Genomic DNA, 23,917 nt, shown 5'->3' with positions numbered 1-23,917 from the left:
GATGGCCGACTTGCCCTTCCAGCGCCGGGTTCAGCGCCTGGTTGATCTCGGTGTCCAGCCACGTCGCGCCGCCGATCAGGCGCAGGCCCGTGATCAGCTCGCCGAACACGGTCAGCTCGACGCCCTGATTTTCCTGTTCGCCACCGTCGCTATAGACGCCCGTGTCCGCGTCGAAATAGGCGGACGGCAAGGTGGTGCGGAAGACGCTCAGCGTGCCGCCGAACGAACCGGCGTCGTACTTGGCGCCGACTTCCATCTGTTCTGCGCGATAGGGCTCGAGCACCTCTCCGGCGTTGACGACCCGCACACCGTTGACCACCGCCGGCGCGGTCGTGCCCGGAACCAGCGCCTCGGCGTAGTTGGCGTAGAGCGAGATGGCGTCGGACGGCTTGTACACCAGGGCGAAGGCCGGGGTCATCGCATCGCTGGAATAGGACGAGAGACCGGCCCCCGTATTATACTCGTAGGACTTGGTCTCGATCTCCTGGTAGCGGGCGCCGATCGTAGCCAGCAGGCGGCCGTCGAACAGGCTCAGCATATCGGCGACGGCGACGGAGGAGGTCTTGACCCGCTCGGTCACGCCCGGATCGTCCAGGTCGCCGCCGACGAAGAAGTCGGGGTTGGGCGCGGGCGTGAACACCGGATTATACAGATCGCTGGGGAAGCCCGAGAAGTCGGAGAAGGCGTAGGCGTTCTCGGACTTGGACTGCACCTGCGAGGCCGAGGCGACCAGCCGGTGCCCCACCGGCCCCGTGGTCAGATCGGCCCGGACGCCGATGTCGCCGGACCACACCGTGTCCTCGCGCACATTGTCGAAACGGTAGGCGCTCAGGGTCCCGTCGGCCTGGGCCGTCGGATTGGCCAGGACGTTGTCCTCCTTGCCCTGCCGGCCGCCGAAGGCCGCCCAGACGGTGACGTCGTCGGTCAGGTCGAACTCGCCGCGCGCGGCGCCGAACAGCTGTTCCTCGTCGGTGTAGGTCCAGGGCTGGGCGAAGTCGACGTCGGCCGACGGCGGGGCCGGATGGCGCCCGCCGGCGTCACGGTCGGACGCGGGGCGTCGATGCGGTGGTCCTGCCAGCCCAGGTCAGCCGAGAAGCGCGCACGATCGCCCCGGCGATCCAGGCCCAGACCGACGACGCGCAGCTGGCCGTCCTCGCCCTCGACCGAACCCTCGCCGTCGCGGCTGACCAGGTTCAGGCGCGCGCCCCATTCGTCGTCCTGGCCGAAGCGGCGGGCCAGGTCGGCGGCGGCGTAGATTTCATCATGGCCCGACACGCCGGCGGTCAGGCGGGTCAGCGGCTGGGATCCCGCCCGCTTGGGCACCAGGTTGAAGGCCCCGCCCACGCCGCTGCCGCCCGGCGCCGCGCCGTTCAGAAAGGCGGTGGCGCCATGAAACACCTCGACCCGTTCGACCAGTTCGGCGGCCACGAACTGGCGCGGCAGCACGCCGTACAGGCCGTTGTAGGTCATGTCGTCCGAATAGACCGGGAAGCCGCGGATGACGTACAGCTCCTGGAAGTTGCCGAAGCCCTTGGACACCCGCACGACCGGATCGTTCTGCAGCACGTCGCCGATGCTGCGCGATTGCTGATCGCGCACCAGCTTCTCGGTGTAGCTGGTCGAGGCGAACGGCGTGTCCATCGCATCCAGATTGCCGAACAGGCCGACCCGGCCGCCCGTGGCCACCTGGCCGCCCGCCGCCGCGCCCGGCAGCCGCACCTGCGATCCGGTCACCACGATCTCGTCCAGCTGGGCGGGCTCCGCACCGCCGGTCTGGGCCAGGGCGGGGGCGGCGACGGTCAGCGCCAGCAGGCTGGCGGCGCAGGCGAAACGGCGGCGGGAGGAGCGAACCATGAATTGCAACGCATTCTCAGGAGGAGGAGGAGACGGCGCTCTCTACGCGCCGTTGCGACTGCTTTGCAATGGCGGAAGGCCGGAATGTTCGAGTCCGCCACTTGTAATTAGCAGTTCTCCTAATTAGGGATGTCGCTATGAACACTCTGTTCAAGGCCCTGTCGCATCCCGTGCGCCGTCGCATCATCGCCATGCTGCGCGCGGGCCCGCTGGCGTCAGGCGACATCGCCGCCGCCTTCGACATGAGCTGGCCCACCATAACCGGCCACCTCAACGCCCTGAAGGAAGCCGGCCTGGTCAGCCCCGAGCGCGACGGCCAGACCATCCGCTATCGCCTGGAAATCTCCGCCGTCGAGGAGGCCATGGCCTTCCTGATGGACATCGCCGGCGCTGGAAGCCGCGCCGACGCCCCCGCCCCGCTCAAACCGCAGGAGACGCCCAAATGACGACCCGCCGCTTGACGCTTCTGGACATCGCCACCGCGATCATGACCGTGGTGATCCTGGCCATGGCGCTGTGGGCCGCGACACGCGCGCCGGACGTCGCCTATCCGATGCATTTCAACACGCGGGGCGAACCCGACCGCTGGGGCGACCGCACGGAACTGGCCGTGCTGCTCGGCTTCATGGCCGCCATGACCGCGATCACCGCCGGCATGATGGGCTGGTACGCCGAGAAGGCGGAGGACCCCGCCCGCCGGCGCAGCCTGCGTATGGGCCAGATGGTGTCCCTGGTCAGCATCGGCGGGGTCACGGGCCTGATCCTGTGGTTCACCGTCGGCGCCATGACGAACGGACAGCCGCCCGCGATCGGCTGGGCCATGGCCGTCACCGGTCTGATCCTGGCTGTGGTGGGCGGCGGCCTGGGCCGTGTCGGCCCCAATCCGATCGTCGGCGTCCGCACGCCCTGGAGCTACAAGAGCCGCCTCGCCTGGGACCGGTCCAACCGCCTGGCCGGACGGCTGTTCTTCTGGATCGGCCTGGGCCTGATCGTGGCCGCCCCGATCGCGCCCCAGCCGGCGGCCTCCATCGCCATGGTCGTGATGATTTTGGTCGCGGCGATCTGGCCCATAGTCGAAAGCTGGCGCGTCTGGCGCAGCGATCCCGACCGCCAGCCCTTCTGACACCCCAGCCTCGACCGCCGGAGAATTCGATCATGCTGACCCTGCTCGCCGCAGCCGCCCTGCTGGCCGGACCGACCGCCGCCGACGTGACCCTGCCGGCCCAGCCCGCGCCGCTGTCGGGAACCCTGCTGAGCCCGGACGGCGCGCCCTCGGCCGTCGTGGTCATCCTGCCCGGTTCCGGCCCCACCGACCGCGACGGGAACCAGGCGCCGGCCATCCGCGCCTCGACCTATCGCCTGCTGGCCGAGGGACTGGCCGCCGAAGGGATCGCCACCGTCCGCATCGACAAGCGCGGGATCGGCGCCAGCGCCGCCGCCGGCTTCGACGAGACGAAGCTGCGCTTCTCGGACTACGCCGCCGACGCCCGCGCCTGGGCCGCCCAGGCCGCGCGTCTGACGAACCAGCCCTGCGCCTGGCTGATCGGTCACAGCGAGGGCGCCCTGGTCGCTCTCCAGGCCGTGCAGGACGGCCCGAGCCCCGACGACGACAGGATCTGCGGCCTGGTCCTGCTGTCGGGCGCCGGGCGCCCGGCGGGGGTGGTGTTGCGCGAACAGCTGACCGCCGTGCCCGAGCCGCTGAAGACCCAGGCTTATGACGCCCTGACCCAGCTGGAGGCGGGCCGCACGGTCGCCGATCCGCCCGCCGCCCTGGCCGCCCTGTTCCGCCCGTCGGTCCAGCCCTATCTGATCTCGTGGCTGCCGCTGGATCCCGCCGCCCTGCTGGCCGCCTACGAGGGGCCGGTCTTCATCGGCCAGGGGACCACCGACATCCAGGTCGGCGTCGTCGACGCCCAGACCCTGGCCGCCGCCGATCCGGACGCGACCCTGAAACTGTGGGACGGGGTCAACCACGTCCTCAAGACCGCCCCCGTCGACCGCGCCGGCAACCTGGCGACCTACGCCGATCCCGACCTGCCGCTGGCCCCCGGCGTGGCGCGGGATGTGGCGGCCTTCATCAAGGCGAACGCCGCCCCCTGATGCTCCCTGGCGCTGGCGTACGTCCACATCGGCCTTGACTCATTTCGACGATTAGCTAATCATCACATCATGAGTTCGGTATTCAAGGCCCTTTCCGATCCTACCCGTCGCCGGGTGCTTCAGCTCCTTCGCCAGGGGCCGATGAGCGCGGGCGAGATCAGCGACCGGTTCGACGTCTCCAAGCCGACCATGTCGGCGCACTTTGCGGTGCTGAAGGAGGCCGACCTGGTCCATGCGGAGAAGGCCGGGAAGTCCGTCCTCTATCACCTGAAGCTGTCGGTGCTCGAAGAGGCGCTGCTGGGCTTCGTCCAGTCATTCGAACCCGGCGCGGAAACGCCCCGGCCCGCGGAGGAGACCGCTCGATGAGACACGACCTGATCCCCAGCCTGATCTGGGCCGGCGGCCTGATCGCCGTGGCCCTGGCCGCCTCGACGGCGCGCGACATGGGCTATCTCGGCGGCGACGCGGTCAATCGCATCGTCCTGGGCGCGACCGGCCTGATGATCGCGTGGTACGGCAACCGCCTGCCCAAGACCTTCGCCCCCAGCGCCCACGCCCGCCGCGTCAACCGCGTCGCCGGCTGGTCGATGGCGATCAGCGGCCTGACCTACGCCGCCCTGTGGGCCTTCGCCCCCTTCCCGGTCGCCCTGATCGGCGGCTGCGGCGCGGTGATCGCGGGCATGGCGGTGACGCTGGCATACTGCCTGTCGCTGCGGGCCGGCGCGCGGGCGGTCTGAGCCTATCCCTCGTCCAACTCCCCCCGCGCCATCTCGGCCAGGGCGAAGAAGCGGTCGCGAACCCCGGCGGCGTAGGGATTGTCGCGTTCGATGGCGTGGAACACCGCCGGGCTGTCGTGGCGCACCATGTCCACCGCCTGCATCAGCCGCTCGAAGCTGGCGGTGGTCATGCGCGTCGGCAGGGGCTCCATCTTCAGCAGCACCCGCGCGATCAGATGCGTCAGCCCCTGCACCGTCGCGGCCTCGCGGTCGTGATCCTCAGGGCTGACCTGAAACACCTTGAGCGTCAGCGCCCGGCGGCAGAAGGCGGCCACGCGGCGGGCGGCCTTGGCGCCCCGCACCTCGCACACCGCGATCCTGAACCCCGCGATCCCGTCGCGCGCGCTCTGCGGCCCGAACAATGGGTGCGTACCCACGATCCGCACGCCAGGCGGCAAGGCGGCCTGCATCGCCCGCGCCGGCTTCACCTTCACAGAGCCGACGTCGATCACCAGGGCGTCGGGCTGCAGGTGGGGCGTGATCGCCGCGAGCGTCTCCTCCAGCGCCCCGACCGGCACGGCCAGGATCACGACCGGACAGGCGGCCGCCGCCCCCAGGTCGGCCAGGGTCGCGACGCCCTCGCCGTCCGTCGCGGCCGGGTCGTGGGCGATCACCTGGAACGACGCCGCCAGATATCGAGCCGTCAGCCGCCCGAAGGCGCCGAAGCCGATCAGGCCGAGACGAGGTTTCGACGCCCCCGCCATCCCCGTCATCCTCGGGCTTGACCCGATGACCGGCCGCAGATCGGGCTGTGCGCCCGCCCCAGGCGCGAGGCGGTCGCCCTTCCGATCCTCGGATCAAGCCCGAGGATGACGACAGTGAACGACATGGAATTCACAGCGTCTCCTGGAACCGCACCGGCCGGCCGTGCGCCGATCCGATCAGTTCGCCGTCCTGCATCACCACCCGGCCGCGCACGAGGGTCGCCATCGGCCAGCCGGTGGCCTCCACACCGTCGAACGGGGTCCAGCCGCAGCGCGTGGCCTGCTGGTCGTGCGTGATGGTCCGCTTGGCCTTCAGATCGACGATGGTCAGATCGGCGTCATAACTGACGGCCATGCGGCCCTTGTTCGCCGTGCCGAACACCCGCTGCGCCCCGCCCGAGGTCAGGTCGATGAACCGCTCCAGGCTCAGCCGGCCGTTCGCGACATGGGTCAGCATCAGCGGCACCAGCGTCTGCACCCCCGGCATCCCGGACGGAGACGCGGGATAGGGCTTGGCCTTCTCCTCCTTGGTGTGCGGCGCGTGGTCGGACCCCAGCACGTCGGCCACGCCCTGCTGCATGCCCCACAGCCACAGGGCGTCCACATGGTCCTGCGACCTGATCGGCGGGTTCATCTGGGCGTAGCTGCCCAGCCGCTCATAGGCTTCCGGCCCCACCAGCGTCAGGTGCTGGGGCGTGATCTCGACGGTCGCGACATCCTTGTGGAAGCGCAGATATTCCATCTCGTCCTTGGTCGTGACGTGCAGCACATGGATGCGCGCGCCCGTTTCCCGGGCCAGGCCGACAAGGCGCCGCGTCGAACGGATGGCGCTCTCGGCGTCGCGCACCTCGGGATGGCTGGTCCAGTCGCCGGTGCGGGCCAGACCGCGCCGCTCGACCAGCCGGTATTCGTCCTCAGAGTGGAAGGTGGCCCGACGGCGCACATTGCTCAGCACCTTGCGAACCCCGTCGTCGTCGGCGATCAGCAGGTCGCCGGTCGAGGCGCCCATGAACACCTTGACCCCGCAGCAGCCGGGCAGCCGCTCCAGTTCGCCCAGATAGTCGGCGTTCTCGTGGGTGCCGCCGATGTAGAAGGCGTGGTCGGTCCACATCCGGTCCTTCGCCCGCGCCAGCTTGTCCGCCATTGTGTCCGGGTCGGTGGTGTTGGGATTGGTGTTCGGCATCTCGAAAACGGCGACGACGCCGCCCAGGGCCGCCGCGCGCGACCCGGTCTCCAGGTCCTCCTTCCACTCCAGCCCCGGCTCGCGGAAATGGACCTGGGTGTCGATCACGCCGGGCAGGACGGTCAGGCCGGTCGCGTCGAAGGGCTCGCCGGCCGAGGCCTGGCTCAGGTCGCCGATGAAGGCGATCTTGCCGTCGATCACGCCGACGTCGGCCATGCCGCGCCCGGCGTGGTTGGCCACCTCGCCGCCGCGCACGATCAGGTCATAGGTCTGGGTCATCGCACCATCCTCGTATCCATCACCGTCATCCTCGGGCTGAGACTCGAGGATCGGACCCTCCGCATCGCGACAGGCGATGCATCGGCGGCTGCTTTCTACCGGACTCCACCGCGCTTGCGGAACCCTCGATCCTCGGGTCAAGCCCGAGGATGACGGCAGGAAAGGTCACCCCTCCCGCAACACCTTCTGCGCCGCCTTCAGCACCCGCTCCCACGGCAGGTCCATCATGTGCTGGATCGCCTGGTTCAGGTTCGGGTCCAGCCTTCGGAACTCCTCGAAGCTGCGCGGTCCGCGCACCGCCACGCCCTTCCAGGGTCCGCGCGTCGCCTCGTCCGACGGCCCGAAGGCGGCGACGACAGGCACGCCCGCCGCCACCGCCAGCTGGGTCCAGATCGAATCCGCCCCGACATACAGCCGCGCCTTCGACAGGGCCGCGACCGTCTGCAGCCGCGTCAGCCTGCCCTGCAGCTCGATCACCCGCGCGCGCGGCACGGCGTAGCGGATGGTGTGGGCCGCCTCGCGGTCGATCTCCTCGCCCACGATCATCAGCCGTCCCCCCGCCAGCGGCCCGTCGTCGGCCAGCAGCTTGGTCGCCACCTTGGCGTAGCGTTCGGCCGGCCAGCGCCTGCCCATCCATTCGACCCCCGGCCCGACCGCCAGGATGGGCCCGTCGCCGCCGCTCGTCGGGATCATCGTCTCGACCTGCGCCGTCGTGTCGTCCGAGACATACAGCCGCGGCGCCGGCGTCTCGTCCGGCTCCAGCTTCAGCACGCGCGCGGCCGCCTCGACCGCGTGCAGGCCCGGCGGGTCCTCGCCCCGGACGGCCCGCTTCTGTCGCCGCAGCTTGCCCGACAGGGCCGAACCGCGCATGTCCACGACCAGCCCCCACTTCGTCGCCCGCACCTGGTTCCACAGCGCCAGCCATTCGAAATGGCCCTCGCGCTCCAGAACCATCAGTTGATCCAGTCGCGGCGTGTCGGCGAACAGCGGCGCCGAGGCGGCGGACCCGACCACGGTGAACCGCGCCTGGGGCAGGCTTTCGACCAGGTGCGCCAGGACGCCCGACGACAGCACGGCGTCCTCGGCGTCCGCCTCGGCGATATACAGGATGGGAAAGCGCCCGATCATCCGATGAACGACTAAAGGGATTCCGCACCGATTTCAGCGCCCGCGTGGGTTTTTCCACCGTCTCGAAGATGCGATACAGCGACGCGATGAAGACCGTCCCCGATCCCGCCGCGACCGCCGCGACCGCCGCCCTGGAACGCTATCGGGACCAGCGCGTCACCGCCATCCACCGGTTGGACCTGATCGCCAGGGGCGCGACCCTCAGCTACGAGGACGGAACGCCGGTCGACATGGCGTCGGAAAAGCGGCGTCTGGAAGAGATGGTCGCCGACAGGGACCGCCGCATCGCCGCCCTCGAGCGCGACCTGGGCCTGACTTGAGCCTGCCGCTCCTGCCGGGTCGGACCTGCGGCGGCTGCGTCGAGTGCTGCCGCGTCATCCCGCTGGACCTGCCGGAACTGGCCAAGCCCACGGGCCAGCTGTGCGCCTATTGCGTCAACGACGCGGGCTGCTCGGTGCACGAGGTGCGCCCCCAGACCTGCCGCATCTGGTTCTCTGTGGCGCGCGGTCGAATTGTCGGACGACTGGCGCCCCGACCGCAGCGGCGTGATCGTCCGCCCCGACGGGGTCGAGGACGGGGTCATCACCCTCTATGTCGTGCGCCCGTCCGACTTCCTGGGCTCGATGGACTTCTTCGCGACCGTCGCGGGCTGGATCGCCGAGGGCGTCGAGGTGGCGCTCAGCATCCCCGGCCCGGTCGGAACCTATCCGGCCCGCGCTGTCGTCACCGGCTGGCTGCGCCCGGCGGTCGAAGACGCCGATCCGGCCGACTTCCTGGCCCGGACCCTGCGCGCCCTGGACCGGCTGGGCGAACACGACTTCCAGCCGGACGGGTTCGAGACGCGCTACGCCGTGGTCTGAGGCGCCATTCAGGGCACGTATGGCGGCGAGACGGAGGACACGGACTTCGCAGCGCCGTGGTAGGATCGTCCCCGTGACATCCACGGACATTTCCACGTTCCGCGCCGGAGCAACGCCCATGACCGTCGAGGCCCAACATCCGCGCCGCGCGCGCCTTCTACGACCTGATGTTCAACCAGAGCCGCCCCCGCGAGGCGGTCGAAGCCTATGTCGGCGACCGCTACGTCCAGCACAATCCGGTCGTGCCGGACGGGAAGGACGGCTTCATCGCCTATTTCGAGCGGATGGCCCGCGACTATCCCGGCAAGCGCGTCCACATCGTCCGCGCCCTGGGCCAGGACGATCTGGTGGTTCTGCACACCCGCCAGGAATGGCCGGGCGACAGCGACTGGGCCGGCATCGACATCTTCCGCTTCCAGAACGGCCGCATCGTTGAACACTGGGACGTGCTGCAACGCGTGCCCGAACAGGCCGCCCACGCCAACACCATGTTCTGACCCGACCCCGCCATACCCTCCACACCGATTTTTGCACGCGGCGCCGTCTGGAGACATTCGCCGCCCGGCCCTATCTAGCGCCCATGCCCGTCGCCCGCCTGTCCAGCCGCGCTCTGATCGCCGTCACCGGCGCCGACGCGCGGCCGTTCCTGCACAATCTGCTGACCCAGGACGTCGAGGGACTGGCGCCCGGCGAACTGCGGTTCGGCGCCCTGCTCTCCCCGCCGGGCCGGCTGCTGTTCGACCTGTTCATCCTCGGAACGGAGGACGGCGTCCTGCTGGACGTCGCCGCCGACCGGCGCGACGCCCTGCTGCAGCGCCTGTCGATGTATCGGCTGCGCGCCAAGGTTCAGATCGCCGCCGACGACCGGCCCGTCTTCGCCGCCTGGCCCGAAACGCCCGCCGGTTTCCTGGCCGACCCGCGCACACCGCTGCTGGGCGGGCGCTTCTATGGCGAGGCTACGGCCGACGCGACCGAGGCGGACTACGACGCCCATCGCCTGGCCGTCGGCGTCCCCGATCCGGCGACCGACGCCCCCGCCGACAAGACCTATCCGATCGAGGCGGACTTCGACCTGCTGAACGGCGTCGACTTCGCCAAGGGCTGTTTCGTCGGCCAGGAGACGACCTCGCGCATGAAGCGGCGCGGAACGATCAAGAGCCGCATGGCGCCGCTGGACTTCGACGGCCCGCCCCCGCTCTTCGGCGCCGAGGTCCTGCAGGGCGATCTGCGCGCCGGCCAGGTCCTGTCCGGGCGCGACGGCTCGGCCATGGCCCTGCTTCGCCTGGACCGCCTGGACGGCGACCTGACCGTGGACGGCCGACCCGTGCGCGTGCGCCGCCCGGCCTGGATGAGCGCCGAGGCCTTCGCCCCGCCCGAAAACCGATCCTGAAGACAGAGCCTCGCCCATGAACATCGCCGACCAGATCGTCCTCGTCACCGGCGGCGCGCGCGGCGTCGGCGCGGCCGCCGTCCGCGCCTTCGCCCGCGAAGGCGCCCGCGTCGTCGTCAACTGGCGCAACAGCGGCGAGGCGGCCCAGGGCCTGGCCGCCGAGATCGGCGCGCGCGCGATCGCGCTTCAGGCCGACGTCGCCGACCGCCCCGCCGTCCAGGCGATGGTCGAAAAGGCCCAGGCGCATTTCGGCGGGCCCGTCACCACCGTCGTCAACAACGCCCTGGACTACAGCTTCAACGGTGACGCCCGCTCGATGCTGGCCGACATCGGCTGGCGCGAGCTGGAAAACCAGTTCTCGACCGTGGTGCGGGGCGCCCTGAACGTCATCCAGGCGACCGCGCCCGGCATGATGACGGTCGGTTTCGGCCGGGTGGTGAACATCGGCACCAACCTGTTCCAGAACCCGGTCGTGCCCTATCACGACTACACCGCCGCCAAGGCGGCCCTGCTCAGCCTAACCCGCACCGCCTCGGCCGACTTGGGGCCGGCGGGGATCACCGTCAACATGGTGTCGGGCGGCCTGTTGCGGACCACCGACGCCAGCGCGGCCACCCCGGACGCCGTCTTCGATCTGATCGCCGGCATGACCCCTCTGCGCCACGTCACCACGCCGGAGGAGTTCGCCGACGCGGTCCTGTTCTTCGCCTCCCCCTGGAGCCGCGCCGTCACCGGCCAGAACCTCGTCGTCGACGGCGGACTGGTCCGCGACTGACCGGCCATCTTCGGCCGCTTTAGGCACGCAGGCGCGCTTCCCTTCCCGCGAACAGATCGGCAACATCGCGCCATGACCGACTCACACGCGCAAGGCCGCTGCGGCTGGTGCGGGACCGATCCGCTCTATGTCGCCTATCACGACCGGGAATGGGGCGTGCCCGAACGCGACGCCCGCGCCCTGTGGGAAAAGCTGGTGCTTGACGGCTTCCAGGCGGGGCTGGCCTGGATCACCATCCTGAGAAAACGCGAGGGGATGCGCGACGCCTTCGACGGCTTCGACCCCGAGATCGTCGCCCGCTACGACGAGGCGGACATCCAGCGGCTGCTTGGCGACGCCCGCATCATCCGCTCGCGCGCCAAGATCCAGGCCGCGATCAACGGCGCCCGCGTGTGGCTGAAGATGCGCGACGAGGGCGAGGATTTCTCGGACTGGCTCTGGTCCTTCGTCGGCGGCCAACCGATCAGAACGACTGGAGCGACTATCGCCAGGCGCCGACCCAGACAGCGGAATCCGTCGCCATGGCCAAGGCCCTGAAGGCGCGCGGCTTCAACTTCTGCGGCCCTGTCATCGTCTATGCCTTCATGCAGGCCGTCGGCATGGTCAACGATCACCAGACCAGCTGCTTCCGTCACGGCCGGCTTCGTGCGATGGCGGGGCATGGCTAAGTCTCCCGCCAAATCCCGGGCCTTCCCGACCCTGGCGCTCGAAACCGTCTTGATCCAGCGCGTCGCCGGCCCGGTCTGCGGCGTGGACGAGGCGGGCCGCGGTCCCTGGGCGGGCCCGGTCTCGGCGGCGGCCGTCATCCTGAACGCCGACGACCTGCCCGCGGGCATCGACGACTCCAAGGCCCTGACCGCCGCCCGCCGCGAAGCCCTGGAGATCGAGATCAAGGCCCGCGCCGTCGCCTGGGGCGTCGGCTTCGCCTCGGTCGAGGAAATCCACGAGTTGAACATTCTGCACGCCACGGGCCTGGCCATGTGCCGCGCGATCGAGCAACTGGCGGTCCGGCCGGTCGCCGCCCTGGTGGACGGCAACTACCGGTTCAAGCTGCCGTGCGAGATCCAGACGGTGGTGGGCGGCGACGGCCTGTCGCTGTCGATCGCGGCGGCGTCCATCCTGGCCAAGACCGCGCGCGACCGTCTGATGATCGAGCTGGACGGGCGCTATCCCGGATATGGCTTCGCCAGCCACAAGGGTTACAACGCTCCGGCCCACCAGGCGGCGTTGAAGGTCCTGGGGCCCTGCCCCGCCCATCGGCGCGGCTGGTCGCCGATCAAGGCCTTGCTGGAAGAGGCCTGACGCCTCAGACGTGCATGAAGCCGCCCAGCAGCGCGCCCATCAGGGCGGCGACGGCCGCCCCCGCGATGGCCAGCATCCAGCGCGGCGGCGGGGGCAGTTGCGGCTCGGCGTCGATCTCTGTCTCGGGCGTCTCCAACGGGGCCGGCCGGCTGTAACGCTGGACGTTGTGGGTGAAGACGTTGCGCGTCTCCGGGCGCGTCTCCGGGCGCGGCGCATCCCAGGTCCAGTCCGCCTCGGCCACGCGCGGCGCCCACGACTTCGGCTCGGCCGTCGGCCGCACGCGATAGTCGTCGGCGCGGGAGGCGGGTCTGACAGGGTGAACGGGCGGTTGCATGTGCGAACAACGGCAGGGCGCGATTCGCGTTCCGTCTCGGATTGTGTTGTTTTCCCGACCTGTAGCGGAAAAACCTCGGCGAGATCGCCCGGTTCGGCGCCCCTGTCCGCACAAATCCCGCCCACGGAGCAATCGCCTCCGATCCGTCACGGCAACGTCGCAGGTCCGAAGCCGCGCCGTCGCCGGCCCGACATTACCAGCGGTTAGTCGTCGCCATTCTTGCCAAGCTTGGGGATGAGACATGGCGATTCGATTGAAGACTCGACTGCTGGCCGCGGCGGCCGCGACCGGCGTGATGGGCCTGGCCCCCGCCGCCCTGGCCCAGGATGCCGAGACCCGGAACGGAACGCCCGCCGAACTGGGCGAGATCGTCGTCACCGCCCAGCTGCGCGAGCAGGATCCGATCGAGGTTCCCTTCGCCCTGACCGCCTATTCCGGCCAGTTCCTGGAAGACCTGGGCGTGCAGGAATTCGACCAGCTGTCGGCCTTCGTGCCCGGCTTCCTGGTTCAGAACCAGTCGCCCAACAATCCGGGCTTCGTGATGCGCGGCATCACCTCCGATTCCGGCGCCGCCACCGCCGAGCCGCGCGTCTCGGTGTTTCAGGACGGCGTCTCCATCTCCAAGTCGCGCGGCTCCTACGTCGAGCTGTTCGACATGGAGCGGATCGAGGTCGCCAAGGGGCCGCAGTCGACCCTTTACGGCCGGGGCGCCCTGATCGGGGCCGTCAACCTGGTCCAGAACCGCGCCCGTCCCGGCCGGACCGAAGCCTACGCCCAGGCCGAGTTCGGCGACGAAGGCTATCGCATGGTCGAGGGCGCGCTGAACCTGCCGGTCGGGGACAACGCCGGCCTGCGCCTGGCCACGCGGATGAAGACCCGCGACGGCTATGTCGACAACCTGCTGGGCGGCGAGGACTATAACTCGATCGAGACCCAGGCCTTCCGCCTGTCGGGCGCCTGGACGCCGTCGGACGCCATGCGCTTCGACCTGATCGCCAACTATCAGACCGACGAGGCCTCGGGCACCTCGTTCAAGTCCATCGCCTATGCCCCGTTTGATCCCGCCACCGGCGCGGTGCTGGGCGATGCGGCTCCTTGGGAGGGCGCGGCCCTGACGCCGGGCGCCGATTTCGACGGCGGCAAGAGCCTGGGCCTGGACCGCGAGGTCTGGGGCGTAACGGGCCTGGCGCGCATCGAACTGTCGCCCAGCCTGACCCTGAACTCGACCACCGCCTATCGCCAGTTCGACTCCTACGAGACCTTCGACGCCGACGGCGTGTCGCTGCCGATCCTGACGGCGGCCGAGGACGCCCACGGCGAGCAGTGGAGCCAGGAGTTCCGCCTGAACTACGACAACGGCGGCCGCCTCAGCGCCTTCGCCGGCGCCGGCTGGTTCCAGGAAGAGGGCTACCAGCGCGCCCCCACCCAGTTCGACGAGCGGTACGCCCTGATCCAGCTGGCGACGGCGCTGGGCGACCAGCGGCTGAAGCTGCCGTATGTCGCCACCCTGCCCAGGGTGGTGGGCGGCGTGCTCACGGGCCTGCTGCCCGGCTCGGCCGCCCCCCTCATCCCCGGCCTGCTGAACAACCTCAAGACCAACCACACCGAGGTCTCGACCAACAGCAGCGACCTGACCTCCTACGATCTGTTCGGCGACGTGACCTATCGCTTCACCGACCGGTTCGAGATGTCGGCGGGCCTGCGCTGGACCCAGGACGAGAAGACCACCGGCCTGTCCAATCGCGTCGAGAACGGCCGGTCGATCGCCGGCGGCCTGATCGCGGTCCAGACCCTGGCCGCGCGCGCGACGGCCCTGGCCCAGGCCGGCGACCTGGCCGGCGCCGCCGCCCTCCAGGCCCAGATCGGCCGACTGCTGCAAGGCCTGGCCACGCCCGGCGCGGCGAACCTGCCCCTGGCCAGCGGCCTGCCCCTGTTCGGCCTGACCGCCCAGCCGACCGCGAACAACGGCGACTTCATCTACCAGGACCACGACGACGACGGCCTGACCTGGCGCGTCACCGCCCGCTACGCCCTGTCGGACGACGCCAGCCTCTACGCCAACTACGCCCGCGGCCGCCGTCCCGAAATCCTCAGCGTCAGCGCGCCCTCGGCCCCGCTGGGCGCGCCGACCTTCAACGTCATCGAGGCCGAGACCGTCGACAGCTACGAGGTCGGCGCCAAGACCGCCCTGATGGACGGCCGCCTGCGGCTGGACGGCGCGGTGTTCCACTACGCCTACGAGAACTTCCAGACCACCGAGCAGGTCGGCACGGCCTTCATCACCGTCAACGCCGGCGAGGCCAAGGCCTACGGCTTCGAGGGCCAGGCCTTCTTTGGCGTCACGCCCGACTTCGACCTGTTCGCCACCTATGGCTACAACCACTCGCGCTTCGAGAGCGGCGCGCGCGACGGCAACCGCTTCCGCCTGTCGCCGGACAACATGGCCTCGATCGGCGCCCTATGGCGCCTGCCCGTCGCCGGCGGCGCGATCGAAATCCAGCCGACCTACACCTGGCAGTCCAAGGTGTTCTTCGACGACGACAACGACCGGCCCGAGCTCCAGACCGGCAACTTCGTCGCCGACCTGGTCCAGGACGAGTTCCAGGACAGCTACGGCCTGCTGAACCTGCGTGTCCGCTATGCCCCGGAGATGGGGAACTGGGGCGTCGAAGCCTTCGGCGAGAACATCCTGGACGAGGAATACATCAAGGACGCCGGCAACACCGGCGACGCCCTGGGCATGCCGACCTTCATCGCCGGCCGCCCCGCCGCCTACGGCGTCGTCTTCAAGCTGAAGCTCTGAGGAACGACCGATGAAACTGGATCGCCGCAGTCTCCTGGGCCTGCTGGGCGCGGGCGCGACCACCGCCTGCGCCACCACGCCGGCCGCCACCCAGGCCGGGCCGGTCGCCTTCCTGCACGGCGTGGCCAGCGGCGATCCCGACACCCGTTCGGCGATCTTCTGGACGCGCGTCACCCCCGCCGATCCGGCGGCGGGCGACGTCGTCCTCGCCCTGGAGGTGGCGCGCGACGCCGACTTCGGCGACATCGTGCGCCGCTCCACGGGCCTGCGCGCCCGCGCGGAACGCGACTTCACCGTCAAGCACGACCTGGACGGCCAGGGGCTGGAGCCGGGAAGCGAGTATTTCTACCGCTTCGTCGCCGGCGAGGCGATCTCGCCGGTGGGCCGCGTCCGCACCCTGCCCGAGGGCGCGACGCCCGACGTGGTCATGGCGGTGGTGTCGTGCCAGCTCTATCCCGGCGGCCTGTTCAACGCCTATGACGCCATCGCCGGGCTGGAGCGGCTGGACGCCGTCGTGCATCTGGGCGACTACATCTACGAATACGGCGCCGAGGCCGACGACTACGGGATGGTCGCGGGCCAGCAGTTGGGCCGCACGCCCCAGCCCCCGCACGAGATCGTCAGCCTGTCCGACTACCGGACCCGCCACGCCCAGTACAAGACCGACCCCGACCTGCAGGCCGCCCACGCCCGCGCCGCCTTCATCTGCGTGTGGGACGATCACGAGGTGGCCAACGACACATGGAGCGCGGGGGCCGAGAACCACCAACCCGCGACCGAGGGCGATTTCGCCGCGCGCAAGGCGGCCGCGCTTCGCGCCTATTACGAATGGATGCCGATCCGCGAGCCCAAGGCCGGCGCGATGAAGCAGGCGATCAACCGCGCCTTCGACTTCGGCGACCTGGCCACCCTGGCGATGGTCGAGACGCGCCTGACCGCCCGCGCCGAACAGCTGTCCTACGCCGATCTGACGATGACGGCCGAGGGAACGCCCGATGTCGCCGCCTTCGAGGCCCGTCGCCAGGATCCCTCGCGCGACCTGCTGGGCGACGACCAGCGGCGCTGGCTGACCGACACCCTGGCGCGTTCGCGGGCCGCCGGCCGTCCCTGGCAGGTGCTGGGCAACCAGGTCGTCACCGCCCGCGTCAAGGGCCCGCAGATCGACGAGATGATGCCGCCCGAACAGGTCGCGGGCCTGCTGGCCGGCCTGCCCGCCGACATCCGCCCCCAGGTCGAGGCCTCGATCCAGCTGTTCAAGCTGGGCCTGCCCTTCAACCTGGACAGCTGGGACGGCTATCCCGCCGCGCGCGAACGCCTGTACGCCGCCTTCCAGGCCGCCGGGGTGGAGCCGATCGTCCTGGCCGGCGACAGCCACGCCTTCTGGGTCAACGAGCTGCACGACGACGCAGGCCGCCGCGCGGCGGTCGAGTTCGGCACCTCGTCCATCTCCAGCCCCTCGCCGGCCGACGCCGTCGGCGGGTTGCCGCTGGGCCTGGCCCTGATGGCGGCCAACCCGCAGGAGGTGAAGTTCTGCGACCAGTCGTCCAAGGGCTTCATCCTGCTGACGCTGGACCGGGATCAGGCCACGGCGGACCTGCGCGCCGTCTCGACCATCATGGCCAAGCCCTACGAAACCCGGACGGTGAAGCGCTACCGCGTCGCCCGCACGGCGACGGGCCTGGGTCCGCTGATCGACGGCTGATCAGGCGCGCGCGGCGCGCGTCGCGCCGACGCCCAGGGCGCTGAAGGCGGCGGCGGCGATCTGGTCGGCGTTCAGGCCCGCGGCCGCATACATGGCCTCGGGCTTGTCCTGGTCCTGGAAGATGTCGGGCAGGTGCAGGGTGCGGACCTTCAGCCCGCCGTCCAGCGCACCCTTTTCGGCCAGCAGTTGCAGCACGAAGGCGCCGAAGCCGCCCATGGCGCCCTCCTCGACCGTGATCAGGGCCTCGTGCTCGCGCGCCAGGCGCAGGATCAGGTCGGCGTCCAGCGGCTTGGCGAACCGCGCGTCCGCCACCGTCGCCGACACGCCCCGGGCCGCCAGCAGGTCCGCCGCCTTCAGCGATTCCTGCAATCGCGTGCCCAGGCTCAGGATGGCGACCGAGGTTCCCTCGCGCACGATGCGGCCGCGGCCGATCTCCAGCGGCGCGGCCAGGTCCGGAATGTCCACGCCCACGCCGTCGCCGCGCGGATAGCGGAAGGCGCTGGGCCGGTCGTCGATCTCCAGGCTGGTGGCGATCATGGCGGCCAGTTCGGCCTCGTCCGACGCCGCCATCAGCACCATGCCCGGCAGCGCCCCCATGAAGCCGACGTCGAACGAACCGGCGTGGGTCGCGCCGTCCGCCCCGACCAGGCCGGCCCGGTCCATGGCGAAGCGAACCGGCAGCGACTGGATCGCCACGTCGTGCACCACCTGGTCGTAGCCGCGCTGCAGGAAGGTCGAATAGATGGCGCAGACCGGCTTCATCCCGTCCGCCGCCAGGCCGGCGGCGAAGGTCACGGCGTGCTGCTCGGCGATGCCGACGTCATAGGTCCGGTCCGGGAAGGCCTGGCCGAACAGGTCCAGCCCCGTGCCCGACGGCATGGCGGCGGTGATGGCCACGATGGACGGGTCGCGCTCGGCCCGCTTGATCAGTTCGGTCCCGAAGACCTTGGTGTAGCTGGGGGCGTTCGAAATGGCCTTGGCCTGCTTGCCCGACACCACGTCGAACTTCACCACGGCGTGCAGCTTGTCGGCGCTGGACTCGGCCGGCGCATAGCCCTTGCCCTTCTGCGTCACGACATGGACCAGAACCGGCCGGTCGGTGATGGCCGCCGCATTCTTCAGGATGGGGACCAGGTTCTCCATGTCGTGGCCGTCGACCGGCCCGACGTAATAGAAGCCCAGTTCCTCGAAGAAGGTGCCGCCCACGATCATGCCGCGCGCATATTCCTCGGCCTTGCGCGCCGCGTCGCGGAAGGGGCGCGGCATATGGTCGACGAACTTCTTCCCGACCTTGCGGATATTGCGATAGGCGCCGCCCGAGACCTGCTTGGCCAGATAGGCGCTCATGCCGCCGACCGGCGGGGCGATCGACATGTCGTTGTCGTTCAGAATGACCATCAGCTGGCCGCTGGTCGCCTCGGCGGCGTTGTTCATCGCCTCATAGGCCATGCCCGCCGACATGGAGCCGTCGCCGATGACCGCGACCACCCGGTTCGTCTCGCCCTTCTGGTCGCGCGCGGCGGCGAAACCCAGCGCGGCGCTGATCGAGGTCGAGGCGTGGGCGGCGCCGAACGGGTCGTATTCGCTCTCGCTGCGCTTGGTGAAACCGGACAGGCCCCCGCCCTGGCGCAGGGTGCGGATGCGGTCGCGCCGCCCGGTCAGGATCTTGTGCGGATAGCATTGGTGCCCGACGTCCCAGATCAGGATGTCCTTGGGCGTCTCGAACACATGATGCAGCGCGACCGTCAGCTCGACCACGCCCAGGCCCGCGCCCAGGTGCCCGCCCGTGACGGACACCGCGTCGATGGTCTCGGCGCGCACCTCGTCGGCCAGCTGCTGCAGCTGGGCCACGCCGAAGCCCCGCATGTCGGCGGGAAACTTGACGGTGTCGAGAAGCGGAGTGTCGGGCATCAGACGCGGAAACCTTGCGAAGTCTTGATCGGTCAACCCGTGAGGTCGAGCGACGTTGCCTATCAGGACCGGCGCTTTAGCACAAAGTCCACGCTGGCTCTGAGGATTTCGGCGTCGTCGCCGAACATGTCCAGGTGGCCGCGCGCCTGGTCGGCCAGGTGCGTGACCCTGTGTCGCGCCTCATCCAGGCCCAGCAGGGTGACGAAGTTGGTCTTGCCCAGGGCCGCGTCCTTGCCGCCGGCCGCCTTGCCCATCTCTTCGGCCGAGCCCTCGGCGTCCAGCAGGTCGTCGACGATCTGATAGGCCAGGCCGATGTCGTTGGAGAAGTTCATCAGGGCCAGGCGATGCGCCGGCTCGGCGTCGGCGATGATGAGCGGGATCTCGAAAGCATAGGCGAACAGGGCGCCGGTCTTCAGCCGCTGCATCCGCGCCACCCCGCCCAGGTCGTCGCGCACGCCCAGCAGGTCGATCATCTGTCCCCCGGCCATGCCGCGCGCGCCCGACGCCTCCGACAGGCGCGCAGCCAGCAGGCAGCGGATCGCCGGATCGTCGTGGGTGTCCTCGTGCAGCAGGATGTCGAAGGCCGCCGTCTGTAGCGCGTCGCCGGCCAGCACGGCCGTCGCCTCGTCATAGGCGCGGTGGACGGTGGGGCGGCCACGGCGAACGTCGTCGTCGTCCATGCACGGCAGGTCGTCGTGGACCAGGCTGTAGGCGTGCACGCACTCCAGGGCGCAGGCGGCGCGCAGCACGGGCCGTTCCTCGATGTCGAACAGCCGCGCGGCCTCCAGGGCGAAGAAGGGCCGCAGCCGCTTGCCCGGCCCCAGGGCCGCATATCGCATCGCCTCGGTCAGGCGCGATTCCGGTCCGTCCGCGCGCGGCAGCAGTTCGTCCAGCGCCACCGTCATCAGGTCCGCGACCTCGGCCACCCGGTCGATCACGGCCTGCTCGGGCGAGTTGGCGGCGACCAGATGCGTCAAAACAGCCGCCCGCCCAGCGGAAGATCGCGGTCCACCCCGACCAGGACGACCTCGCCGTCCGCGTCGGGAAAGCCCAGGGTCAGCACCTCGGACATGACCGGCCCGATCTGGCGCGGCGGGAAGTTGACCACGGCGGCGACCTTTCGGCCCTCCAGCTGGTCGATGGTGTAGTGTTTGGTGATCTGGGCCGACGACTTCTTCACCCCGATCTCCGGGCCGAAGTCGATCAGCAGCTTGAAGGCCGGCTTCCTCGCCTCGGGAAACGGCTCGGCCTTGATCACCTGGCCGATGCGGATGTCGACCTTCAGGAAGTCGTCGAAGGCGATTTGCCCGGTCATTCGAAAGACGCCGCCTCCACGCCCCTGGCCTGGCCGTCCGGGCCGACGACGATCTTTTCGACGCGCAGCTGGGCCGCCTTCAACCGCTCCTCGCAATGGGCTTTCAGCCGCGCGCCCTCTTCATAAAGCGCGATGGATTCCTCCAGCGGGGCCTGGCCGGATTCCAGCCGGGACACGATGGTTTCCAGGCGCTGCAGCGCCTCTTCGAAGCTGAGATCGGCGGACGGGGGGGCAACGTCGGTCATGGGGGCGGACCCTAGAGGGGGCGCGTCCCGCTTCAACAGCGACGAAGGTTCAGCGCCGCTCGTATCGGCGCTGGGACCAGTATTTGAAGCCCTGGTTTTGGACCAGCCGCCAGCCGTCGGCGTTCAGCCGCCGTCCGACCATGTGGTTGAAGTAGCCATGGGCGAAGACCAGCACGTCCTTGCCGCCCGCCGCCCTGGCGATCAGGACCTGGGCGGCCTGTTCGGCGCGGGCCTCGGCCTGTCGGCGCGTCTCCTGCCCGCCATGATGATTGAAGGCGTGCCACCAGAACCGCGACACCACGCCCCACCATTTGGGCGACAGCCTGATCCAGTCCGGGATCGGCGGCGGCGGCAGCGGCGCTTCGATGAACAGGGCGTCGGTCATGGTCTCGCGGCCCGCGGCGACCGCGGCGGCGGTTTCCTGCGCCCTCTGGCGGGTGGAGACATAGATGGCGCCCGCCCCTTCGGCGGCGGCCACCAGTGCGGCCGGCGGGGTCTGGCCGGCGCGCAGGCCGCCGACCTCGTATTGCGCCCACCAGTCGCCGTACTGGCGCGCGGTGATCAGGCATTTTCTCGACAGCGCCGGCTCCCCGTGACGGATCAGCACGATGCCGCCGGGACGCAGCGCGATCGGCAGGCCGGCGGCCTTCGGGGCCGCCTCCGGCGCAGCGTCTTCGGACGATCGAGGGATAGGGCGGGCGATGACATGGCGAACGGACGGGCCTTTGGTTTCAAGGCTTTGGCGTCCTCAGTCCTCCCCAAGCGCTACAGGCGGGCGATCGCCGGCAAGCGCGCCCCTCAAGGTCGTAACCGCCCTCGCGCACGGATACAACCTCGCCCGTGCGTGTCCGTGAGGTGACGCCGACGCGGGACCGCGCTAGAGCCGCCGACCATGACCGACGCCGTGATCCGCCCCGCCCTGCCGAACGACGCTCAGGCGCTGGCCGACTTGGGCCGCCAGACCTTCATCGACACCTTCGTGCGCGGCTTCGCCATCCCCTATCCGGCCAGGGACCTGGCGACCTTCCTGGACGCCAGCTTCGACCCCGCGACGATCACGCGAAAGATGGCCGAACCCGGCGCCGCCTGGTGGGTGGCGGAACGGGACGGCGCGCTGCTGGCCTTCGCCAACGCGGGTCCCAACACCCTGCCCCACCCGGACGCCGGCGCCGCCGACATGGAGCTTCGCCGCCTTTACGTGGCCAGCGCCGCCCAGGGCCTGGGCCTGGGGACGCGGCTGCTGTCGCTCTCTCTGGACTGGATGCAGGCCCAAGGCGCCGGGCCGCTGTGGATCGGCGTCTGGAGCGGCAATCTGAAGGCGCAGAAGCTCTACGCCGCCCACGGCTTCAGAAGGTCGGCGAGTACCAGTATCCGGTCGGCGCCTGGCTGGACGACGAGTTCATCTTGCGACGCGGATAGCCTATATTGGCGCCATGACCCGCGCCGACCTTCTGGAAAAGCTGCGCGCCTTGAAGCCCTGGCTCGAAGAGCAGGGCATCGTCAACGTGCGCCTGTTCGGCAGCTACGCCCGCGACGAGGCGGGACCGGACAGCGACGTGGATCTCCTGGTGGATCTATCCCGGCCAATGGGCATCCGATTCCTGACGATCGAGCGCCTGCTCTCCGAACGATTGGAGAAGCCAGTGGAATTCTGCTCGTGGGAAATCATGCGCCCCCACGTAAGGGCCAAGGTCGAGAAAGACCTGATTCTTGTCTGACGAGGCCGATGCTGACCTGGTTGTCGAGATGCTGGACGCCACCGACCGTGTGCGAACCTACGTCGCGCTGGACGGCCGAAACGGGTTTCTGCGGCAGGGGCTGGTCTATGACGCCGTCTGCATGAATCGTTGCGGATCGGCGAATGCGCCCGATTTCTCAGCGACGAGGTCAAGAACCGGCTTCCGACCATCCCGTGGCCGGACATCATCAGCCTGCGCAATCGCGTGGCGCATGGCTATGAGACGCTCAAGCCCGACGTCTTGTGGCTGATCGCGAGCGAGAGCCTGCCGGAATTGGACGCCGCCCTGCGTAGCCTGGACGAGCGCTGATGCTCCTGCCCTTTTTCACCGCCCTGCGCGACGCCAAGGTTCCGGTGTCGATGAAGGAATGGCTCCATCTGATGGAGGCCCTGGATCGCGACGTGGCCGGCCGTCGGGTCGAGGCCTTCTACCATCTGTCGCGCGCCGTCCTGGTCAAGGACGAAAAGCACTACGACCGCTTCGACCAGGTGTTCGGCGCGGTGTTCAAGGGCGTGGAATCGGTCGGCGCGGGCGAGGACCTGACCACCGACATCCCCGAGGACTGGCTGCGGCTGCTGAACGAGAAATACCTCTCCGACGAGGAGAAGGCCCAGATCGAGGCCCTGGGCGGCTTCGACGCGCTGATGGAGATGCTGAAGCAGCGGCTGGAGGAGCAGAAGGAGCGGCACTCAGGCGGAAACAAATGGATCGGCACGGGCGGGACCAGCCCCTTCGGCCACGGCGGCTACAATCCCGAGGGCGTGCGGATTGGCGGCCCCAGCCGGCACGGGCGCGCCGTCAAGGTCTGGGAGAAGCGCGAGTTCCGGAACCTGGACGACACGGTCGAGTTGGGCACCCGCAACATCAAGGTCGCCCTGCGCCGTCTGCGCCGCTTCGCGCGCGAGGGCGCGGCCGAAGAACTGGACATCGACGGCACGATCGACGGCACCGCCCGCCAGGGCTGGCTGGACGTGCGGATGCGTCCCGAGCGGCGCAACACCATCAAGGTCCTGCTGTTCCTGGACGTCGGCGGCTCGATGGACGGTCATATCAAGCTCGTCGAGGAGTTGTTTTCCGCCGCCCGCGCCGAGTTCAAGAACCTGGAGTTCTTCTATTTCCACAACTGCCTCTACGAAGGCGTCTGGAAGGATAATCGCCGGCGTCACGCCGAGCGCACCCCCACCTGGGACCTGCTTCACAAATATCCCGGCGACTGGCGGGCCATCTTCGTCGGCGATGCGACCATGAGCCCCTATGAAATCACCATGCCGGGCGGTTCGGTGGAGCACTGGAACGAGGAGGCCGGCGCCGTCTGGATGAAGCGGGCCCGCCAGCAATGGGACCGGTCCGTCTGGCTCAACCCGGTCCAGGAGCGATACTGGGACTACACCGCCTCGGTCGGCCTGTTGCGCGAGGTGATGGACCAGCGGATGTATCCCCTGACGCTGGACGGGCTGGACCGCGCCATGCGGGCGCTGACGCGTTAGGTCCGTGACGCGATAGACGGGTGACGCGCC

At 69.7% G+C, this 23,917-nt stretch carries 26 protein-coding genes and 3 pseudogenes; 18 read left to right on the top strand and 11 right to left on the bottom strand.

From position 1 onward, the window contains the following. Positions 1 to 73 precede the first annotated feature (73 nt). Positions 74 to 976, bottom strand: a pseudogene (locus MU852_RS14030) (TonB-dependent receptor); the annotation flags it as partial. Further along, positions 925 to 1,641 carry a TonB-dependent receptor plug domain-containing protein gene (locus tag MU852_RS14025; protein ID WP_347342397.1) on the bottom strand — a complete coding sequence of 239 codons (717 nt, stop codon included), beginning with the start codon at positions 1,639 to 1,641 and terminating at the stop codon, positions 925 to 927. The gene MU852_RS14025 and the pseudogene MU852_RS14030, both read right to left, overlap by 52 nt. Positions 1,642 to 1,991: 350 nt before the next feature. On the opposite strand from MU852_RS14025, the gene MU852_RS14020 reads away from it, so the two are divergent. From MU852_RS14020 to MU852_RS14000, 5 genes are all read left to right on the top strand, one after another. Further along, positions 1,992 to 2,300 (top strand): metalloregulator ArsR/SmtB family transcription factor, encoded by a 309-nt coding sequence (locus MU852_RS14020; RefSeq protein ID WP_249750079.1) that lies wholly within the window; start codon positions 1,992 to 1,994, stop codon positions 2,298 to 2,300. Then, entirely contained in the window at positions 2,297 to 2,977 is a 681-nt protein-coding gene (locus MU852_RS14015; protein ID WP_249750078.1) for an SdpI family protein, read from the top strand. Before MU852_RS14020 ends, MU852_RS14015 begins: the two co-directional genes overlap by 4 nt. A 32-nt stretch (positions 2,978 to 3,009) precedes the next feature. Next, positions 3,010 to 3,954: an alpha/beta hydrolase gene (locus MU852_RS14010; protein WP_249750077.1), complete on the top strand. Its 945-nt coding sequence runs from the start codon at positions 3,010 to 3,012 to the stop codon at positions 3,952 to 3,954. Positions 3,955 to 4,023: 69 nt separating this feature from the next. Continuing rightward, positions 4,024 to 4,320, top strand: coding sequence for an autorepressor SdpR family transcription factor (locus tag MU852_RS14005; RefSeq protein ID WP_249750076.1), 297 nt, complete (start codon positions 4,024 to 4,026; stop codon positions 4,318 to 4,320). Further along, a complete protein-coding gene (locus tag MU852_RS14000; protein ID WP_249750075.1) occupies positions 4,317 to 4,691 on the top strand; it encodes an ammonium transporter in 375 nt (124 codons plus the stop codon). The genes MU852_RS14005 and MU852_RS14000 overlap by 4 nt, the downstream gene beginning before the upstream one ends. A 2-nt stretch (positions 4,692 to 4,693) precedes the next feature. Here the strand turns inward: MU852_RS14000 and MU852_RS13995 are convergent, their stop codons facing one another. From MU852_RS13995 to MU852_RS13985, 3 genes are all read right to left on the bottom strand, one after another. Continuing rightward, positions 4,694 to 5,434, bottom strand: a complete 741-nt coding sequence (locus MU852_RS13995) for a prephenate dehydrogenase/arogenate dehydrogenase family protein (RefSeq protein WP_249750074.1) — start codon at positions 5,432 to 5,434, stop codon at positions 4,694 to 4,696. A 130-nt stretch (positions 5,435 to 5,564) separates the two neighbouring features. Beyond that, entirely contained in the window at positions 5,565 to 6,896 is a 1,332-nt protein-coding gene (locus tag MU852_RS13990; RefSeq protein WP_249750073.1) for a dihydroorotase, read from the bottom strand. Positions 6,897 to 7,061: 165 nt separating this feature from the next. After that, a complete protein-coding gene (locus tag MU852_RS13985) occupies positions 7,062 to 8,024 on the bottom strand; it encodes a glycosyltransferase family 9 protein (protein WP_249750072.1) in 963 nt (320 codons plus the stop codon). A gap of 86 nt (positions 8,025 to 8,110) precedes the next feature. On the opposite strand from MU852_RS13985, the gene MU852_RS13980 reads away from it, so the two are divergent. The 7 genes and pseudogenes from MU852_RS13980 (at position 8,111) to rnhB (ending at position 12,351) form a co-directional block, all read left to right on the top strand. Then, positions 8,111 to 8,344 (top strand): hypothetical protein, encoded by a 234-nt coding sequence (locus tag MU852_RS13980; protein WP_249750071.1) that lies wholly within the window; start codon positions 8,111 to 8,113, stop codon positions 8,342 to 8,344. 192 nt (positions 8,345 to 8,536) lie between these two features. Further along, a complete protein-coding gene (locus MU852_RS13975; RefSeq protein ID WP_249750070.1) occupies positions 8,537 to 8,884 on the top strand; it encodes a hypothetical protein in 348 nt (115 codons plus the stop codon). Between the two features lie 137 nt (positions 8,885 to 9,021). After that, positions 9,022 to 9,381, top strand: a complete 360-nt coding sequence (locus MU852_RS13970; RefSeq protein ID WP_283843869.1) for a nuclear transport factor 2 family protein — start codon at positions 9,022 to 9,024, stop codon at positions 9,379 to 9,381. Between the two features lie 83 nt (positions 9,382 to 9,464). Continuing rightward, complete coding sequence (ygfZ, locus tag MU852_RS13965; protein WP_249750068.1) at positions 9,465 to 10,274, top strand: CAF17-like 4Fe-4S cluster assembly/insertion protein YgfZ; 810 nt, start codon at positions 9,465 to 9,467, stop codon at positions 10,272 to 10,274. A gap of 16 nt (positions 10,275 to 10,290) precedes the next feature. Then, positions 10,291 to 11,049 (top strand): 3-oxoacyl-ACP reductase, encoded by a 759-nt coding sequence (locus MU852_RS13960; RefSeq protein WP_249750067.1) that lies wholly within the window; start codon positions 10,291 to 10,293, stop codon positions 11,047 to 11,049. 72 nt (positions 11,050 to 11,121) lie between these two features. Next, positions 11,122 to 11,717: pseudogene (locus tag MU852_RS13955) on the top strand (DNA-3-methyladenine glycosylase I). Next, positions 11,710 to 12,351: a ribonuclease HII gene (gene rnhB / locus MU852_RS13950; RefSeq protein WP_249750066.1), complete on the top strand. Its 642-nt coding sequence runs from the start codon at positions 11,710 to 11,712 to the stop codon at positions 12,349 to 12,351. Before MU852_RS13955 ends, rnhB begins: the two are co-directional and overlap by 8 nt. Before the next feature lie 4 nt (positions 12,352 to 12,355). Here rnhB and MU852_RS13945 read toward each other — a convergent pair whose 3' ends face one another. Further along, positions 12,356 to 12,631 (bottom strand): hypothetical protein, encoded by a 276-nt coding sequence (locus MU852_RS13945; protein WP_249750065.1) that lies wholly within the window; start codon positions 12,629 to 12,631, stop codon positions 12,356 to 12,358. A gap of 295 nt (positions 12,632 to 12,926) precedes the next feature. Between MU852_RS13945 and MU852_RS13940 the strand changes: the two genes are divergently transcribed. Both MU852_RS13940 and MU852_RS13935 read left to right on the top strand, forming a co-directional pair. Next, complete coding sequence (locus MU852_RS13940; RefSeq protein ID WP_249750064.1) at positions 12,927 to 15,488, top strand: TonB-dependent receptor; 2,562 nt, start codon at positions 12,927 to 12,929, stop codon at positions 15,486 to 15,488. A gap of 10 nt (positions 15,489 to 15,498) precedes the next feature. Next, positions 15,499 to 17,190, top strand: a complete 1,692-nt coding sequence (locus MU852_RS13935) for an alkaline phosphatase D family protein (RefSeq protein WP_249750063.1) — start codon at positions 15,499 to 15,501, stop codon at positions 17,188 to 17,190. Here MU852_RS13935 and dxs read toward each other — a convergent pair whose 3' ends face one another. From dxs to MU852_RS13910, 5 genes are all read right to left on the bottom strand, one after another. After that, the gene (gene dxs, locus MU852_RS13930) at positions 17,191 to 19,104 is read right to left on the bottom strand and encodes a 1-deoxy-D-xylulose-5-phosphate synthase (protein WP_249751972.1); all 1,914 of its coding nucleotides are present in this window, start codon (positions 19,102 to 19,104) and stop codon (positions 17,191 to 17,193) included. It lies immediately after the preceding gene. A gap of 59 nt (positions 19,105 to 19,163) precedes the next feature. Next, complete coding sequence (locus MU852_RS13925; protein ID WP_249751971.1) at positions 19,164 to 20,006, bottom strand: polyprenyl synthetase family protein; 843 nt, start codon at positions 20,004 to 20,006, stop codon at positions 19,164 to 19,166. A gap of 68 nt (positions 20,007 to 20,074) precedes the next feature. Then, positions 20,075 to 20,416: a tRNA-binding protein gene (locus MU852_RS13920; protein WP_249750062.1), complete on the bottom strand. Its 342-nt coding sequence runs from the start codon at positions 20,414 to 20,416 to the stop codon at positions 20,075 to 20,077. Beyond that, positions 20,413 to 20,661: an exodeoxyribonuclease VII small subunit gene (locus MU852_RS13915; protein ID WP_249750061.1), complete on the bottom strand. Its 249-nt coding sequence runs from the start codon at positions 20,659 to 20,661 to the stop codon at positions 20,413 to 20,415. The genes MU852_RS13920 and MU852_RS13915 overlap by 4 nt, the downstream gene beginning before the upstream one ends. Positions 20,662 to 20,710: 49 nt before the next feature. Then, positions 20,711 to 21,268, bottom strand: coding sequence for a histidine phosphatase family protein (locus tag MU852_RS13910; protein WP_347342309.1), 558 nt, complete (start codon positions 21,266 to 21,268; stop codon positions 20,711 to 20,713). A 285-nt stretch (positions 21,269 to 21,553) separates the two neighbouring features. Here MU852_RS13910 and MU852_RS13905 point away from each other — a divergent pair. The 4 genes and pseudogenes from MU852_RS13905 to MU852_RS13890 form a co-directional block, all read left to right on the top strand. Beyond that, positions 21,554 to 21,967, top strand: a pseudogene (locus MU852_RS13905) (GNAT family N-acetyltransferase); the annotation flags it as partial. Between the two features lie 127 nt (positions 21,968 to 22,094). Next, the gene (locus MU852_RS13900) at positions 22,095 to 22,379 is read left to right on the top strand and encodes a nucleotidyltransferase family protein (protein ID WP_249750060.1); all 285 of its coding nucleotides are present in this window, start codon (positions 22,095 to 22,097) and stop codon (positions 22,377 to 22,379) included. A 129-nt stretch (positions 22,380 to 22,508) separates the two neighbouring features. Then, positions 22,509 to 22,709 carry a HepT-like ribonuclease domain-containing protein gene (locus MU852_RS13895; RefSeq protein WP_249750059.1) on the top strand — a complete coding sequence of 67 codons (201 nt, stop codon included), beginning with the start codon at positions 22,509 to 22,511 and terminating at the stop codon, positions 22,707 to 22,709. Continuing rightward, positions 22,709 to 23,887, top strand: coding sequence for a vWA domain-containing protein (locus MU852_RS13890; RefSeq protein WP_249750058.1), 1,179 nt, complete (start codon positions 22,709 to 22,711; stop codon positions 23,885 to 23,887). The genes MU852_RS13895 and MU852_RS13890 overlap by 1 nt, the downstream gene beginning before the upstream one ends. Positions 23,888 to 23,917 lie beyond the last annotated feature (30 nt).

This window comes from Brevundimonas albigilva (assembly GCF_023503965.1).
GTDB classification, from domain to species: domain Bacteria; phylum Pseudomonadota; class Alphaproteobacteria; order Caulobacterales; family Caulobacteraceae; genus Brevundimonas; species Brevundimonas albigilva.
This window is presented reverse-complemented; position numbering and strand designations above follow the sequence as displayed.

Excerpts from the sequence above, each read along its gene's own strand:
- MU852_RS13890 (WP_249750058.1), top strand. The coding sequence starts at position 22,709 with ATGCTCCTGCCCTTTTTCACCGCCCTGCGCGACGCCAAGGTTCCGGTG.
- MU852_RS13980 (WP_249750071.1), top strand. The coding sequence starts at position 8,111 with ATGAAGACCGTCCCCGATCCCGCCGCGACCGCCGCGACCGCCGCCCTG.
- MU852_RS14005 (WP_249750076.1), top strand. The coding sequence starts at position 4,024 with ATGAGTTCGGTATTCAAGGCCCTTTCCGATCCTACCCGTCGCCGGGTG.
- ygfZ (WP_249750068.1), top strand. The coding sequence starts at position 9,465 with ATGCCCGTCGCCCGCCTGTCCAGCCGCGCTCTGATCGCCGTCACCGGC.
- MU852_RS14025 (WP_347342397.1), bottom strand. The coding sequence starts at position 1,641 with ATGGACACGCCGTTCGCCTCGACCAGCTACACCGAGAAGCTGGTGCGC.
- MU852_RS13985 (WP_249750072.1), bottom strand. The coding sequence starts at position 8,024 with ATGATCGGGCGCTTTCCCATCCTGTATATCGCCGAGGCGGACGCCGAG.
- MU852_RS13920 (WP_249750062.1), bottom strand. The coding sequence starts at position 20,416 with ATGACCGGGCAAATCGCCTTCGACGACTTCCTGAAGGTCGACATCCGC.
- MU852_RS13940 (WP_249750064.1), top strand. The coding sequence starts at position 12,927 with ATGGCGATTCGATTGAAGACTCGACTGCTGGCCGCGGCGGCCGCGACC.
- MU852_RS13960 (WP_249750067.1), top strand. The coding sequence starts at position 10,291 with ATGAACATCGCCGACCAGATCGTCCTCGTCACCGGCGGCGCGCGCGGC.
- MU852_RS13915 (WP_249750061.1), bottom strand. The coding sequence starts at position 20,661 with ATGACCGACGTTGCCCCCCCGTCCGCCGATCTCAGCTTCGAAGAGGCG.
- MU852_RS13900 (WP_249750060.1), top strand. The coding sequence starts at position 22,095 with ATGACCCGCGCCGACCTTCTGGAAAAGCTGCGCGCCTTGAAGCCCTGG.
- rnhB (WP_249750066.1), top strand. The coding sequence starts at position 11,710 with ATGGCTAAGTCTCCCGCCAAATCCCGGGCCTTCCCGACCCTGGCGCTC.
- MU852_RS14020 (WP_249750079.1), top strand. The coding sequence starts at position 1,992 with ATGAACACTCTGTTCAAGGCCCTGTCGCATCCCGTGCGCCGTCGCATC.
- MU852_RS14015 (WP_249750078.1), top strand. The coding sequence starts at position 2,297 with ATGACGACCCGCCGCTTGACGCTTCTGGACATCGCCACCGCGATCATG.
- MU852_RS14000 (WP_249750075.1), top strand. The coding sequence starts at position 4,317 with ATGAGACACGACCTGATCCCCAGCCTGATCTGGGCCGGCGGCCTGATC.
- MU852_RS13925 (WP_249751971.1), bottom strand. The coding sequence starts at position 20,006 with ATGACGGTGGCGCTGGACGAACTGCTGCCGCGCGCGGACGGACCGGAA.
- MU852_RS14010 (WP_249750077.1), top strand. The coding sequence starts at position 3,010 with ATGCTGACCCTGCTCGCCGCAGCCGCCCTGCTGGCCGGACCGACCGCC.
- MU852_RS13990 (WP_249750073.1), bottom strand. The coding sequence starts at position 6,896 with ATGACCCAGACCTATGACCTGATCGTGCGCGGCGGCGAGGTGGCCAAC.
- MU852_RS13995 (WP_249750074.1), bottom strand. The coding sequence starts at position 5,434 with ATGGCGGGGGCGTCGAAACCTCGTCTCGGCCTGATCGGCTTCGGCGCC.
- MU852_RS13935 (WP_249750063.1), top strand. The coding sequence starts at position 15,499 with ATGAAACTGGATCGCCGCAGTCTCCTGGGCCTGCTGGGCGCGGGCGCG.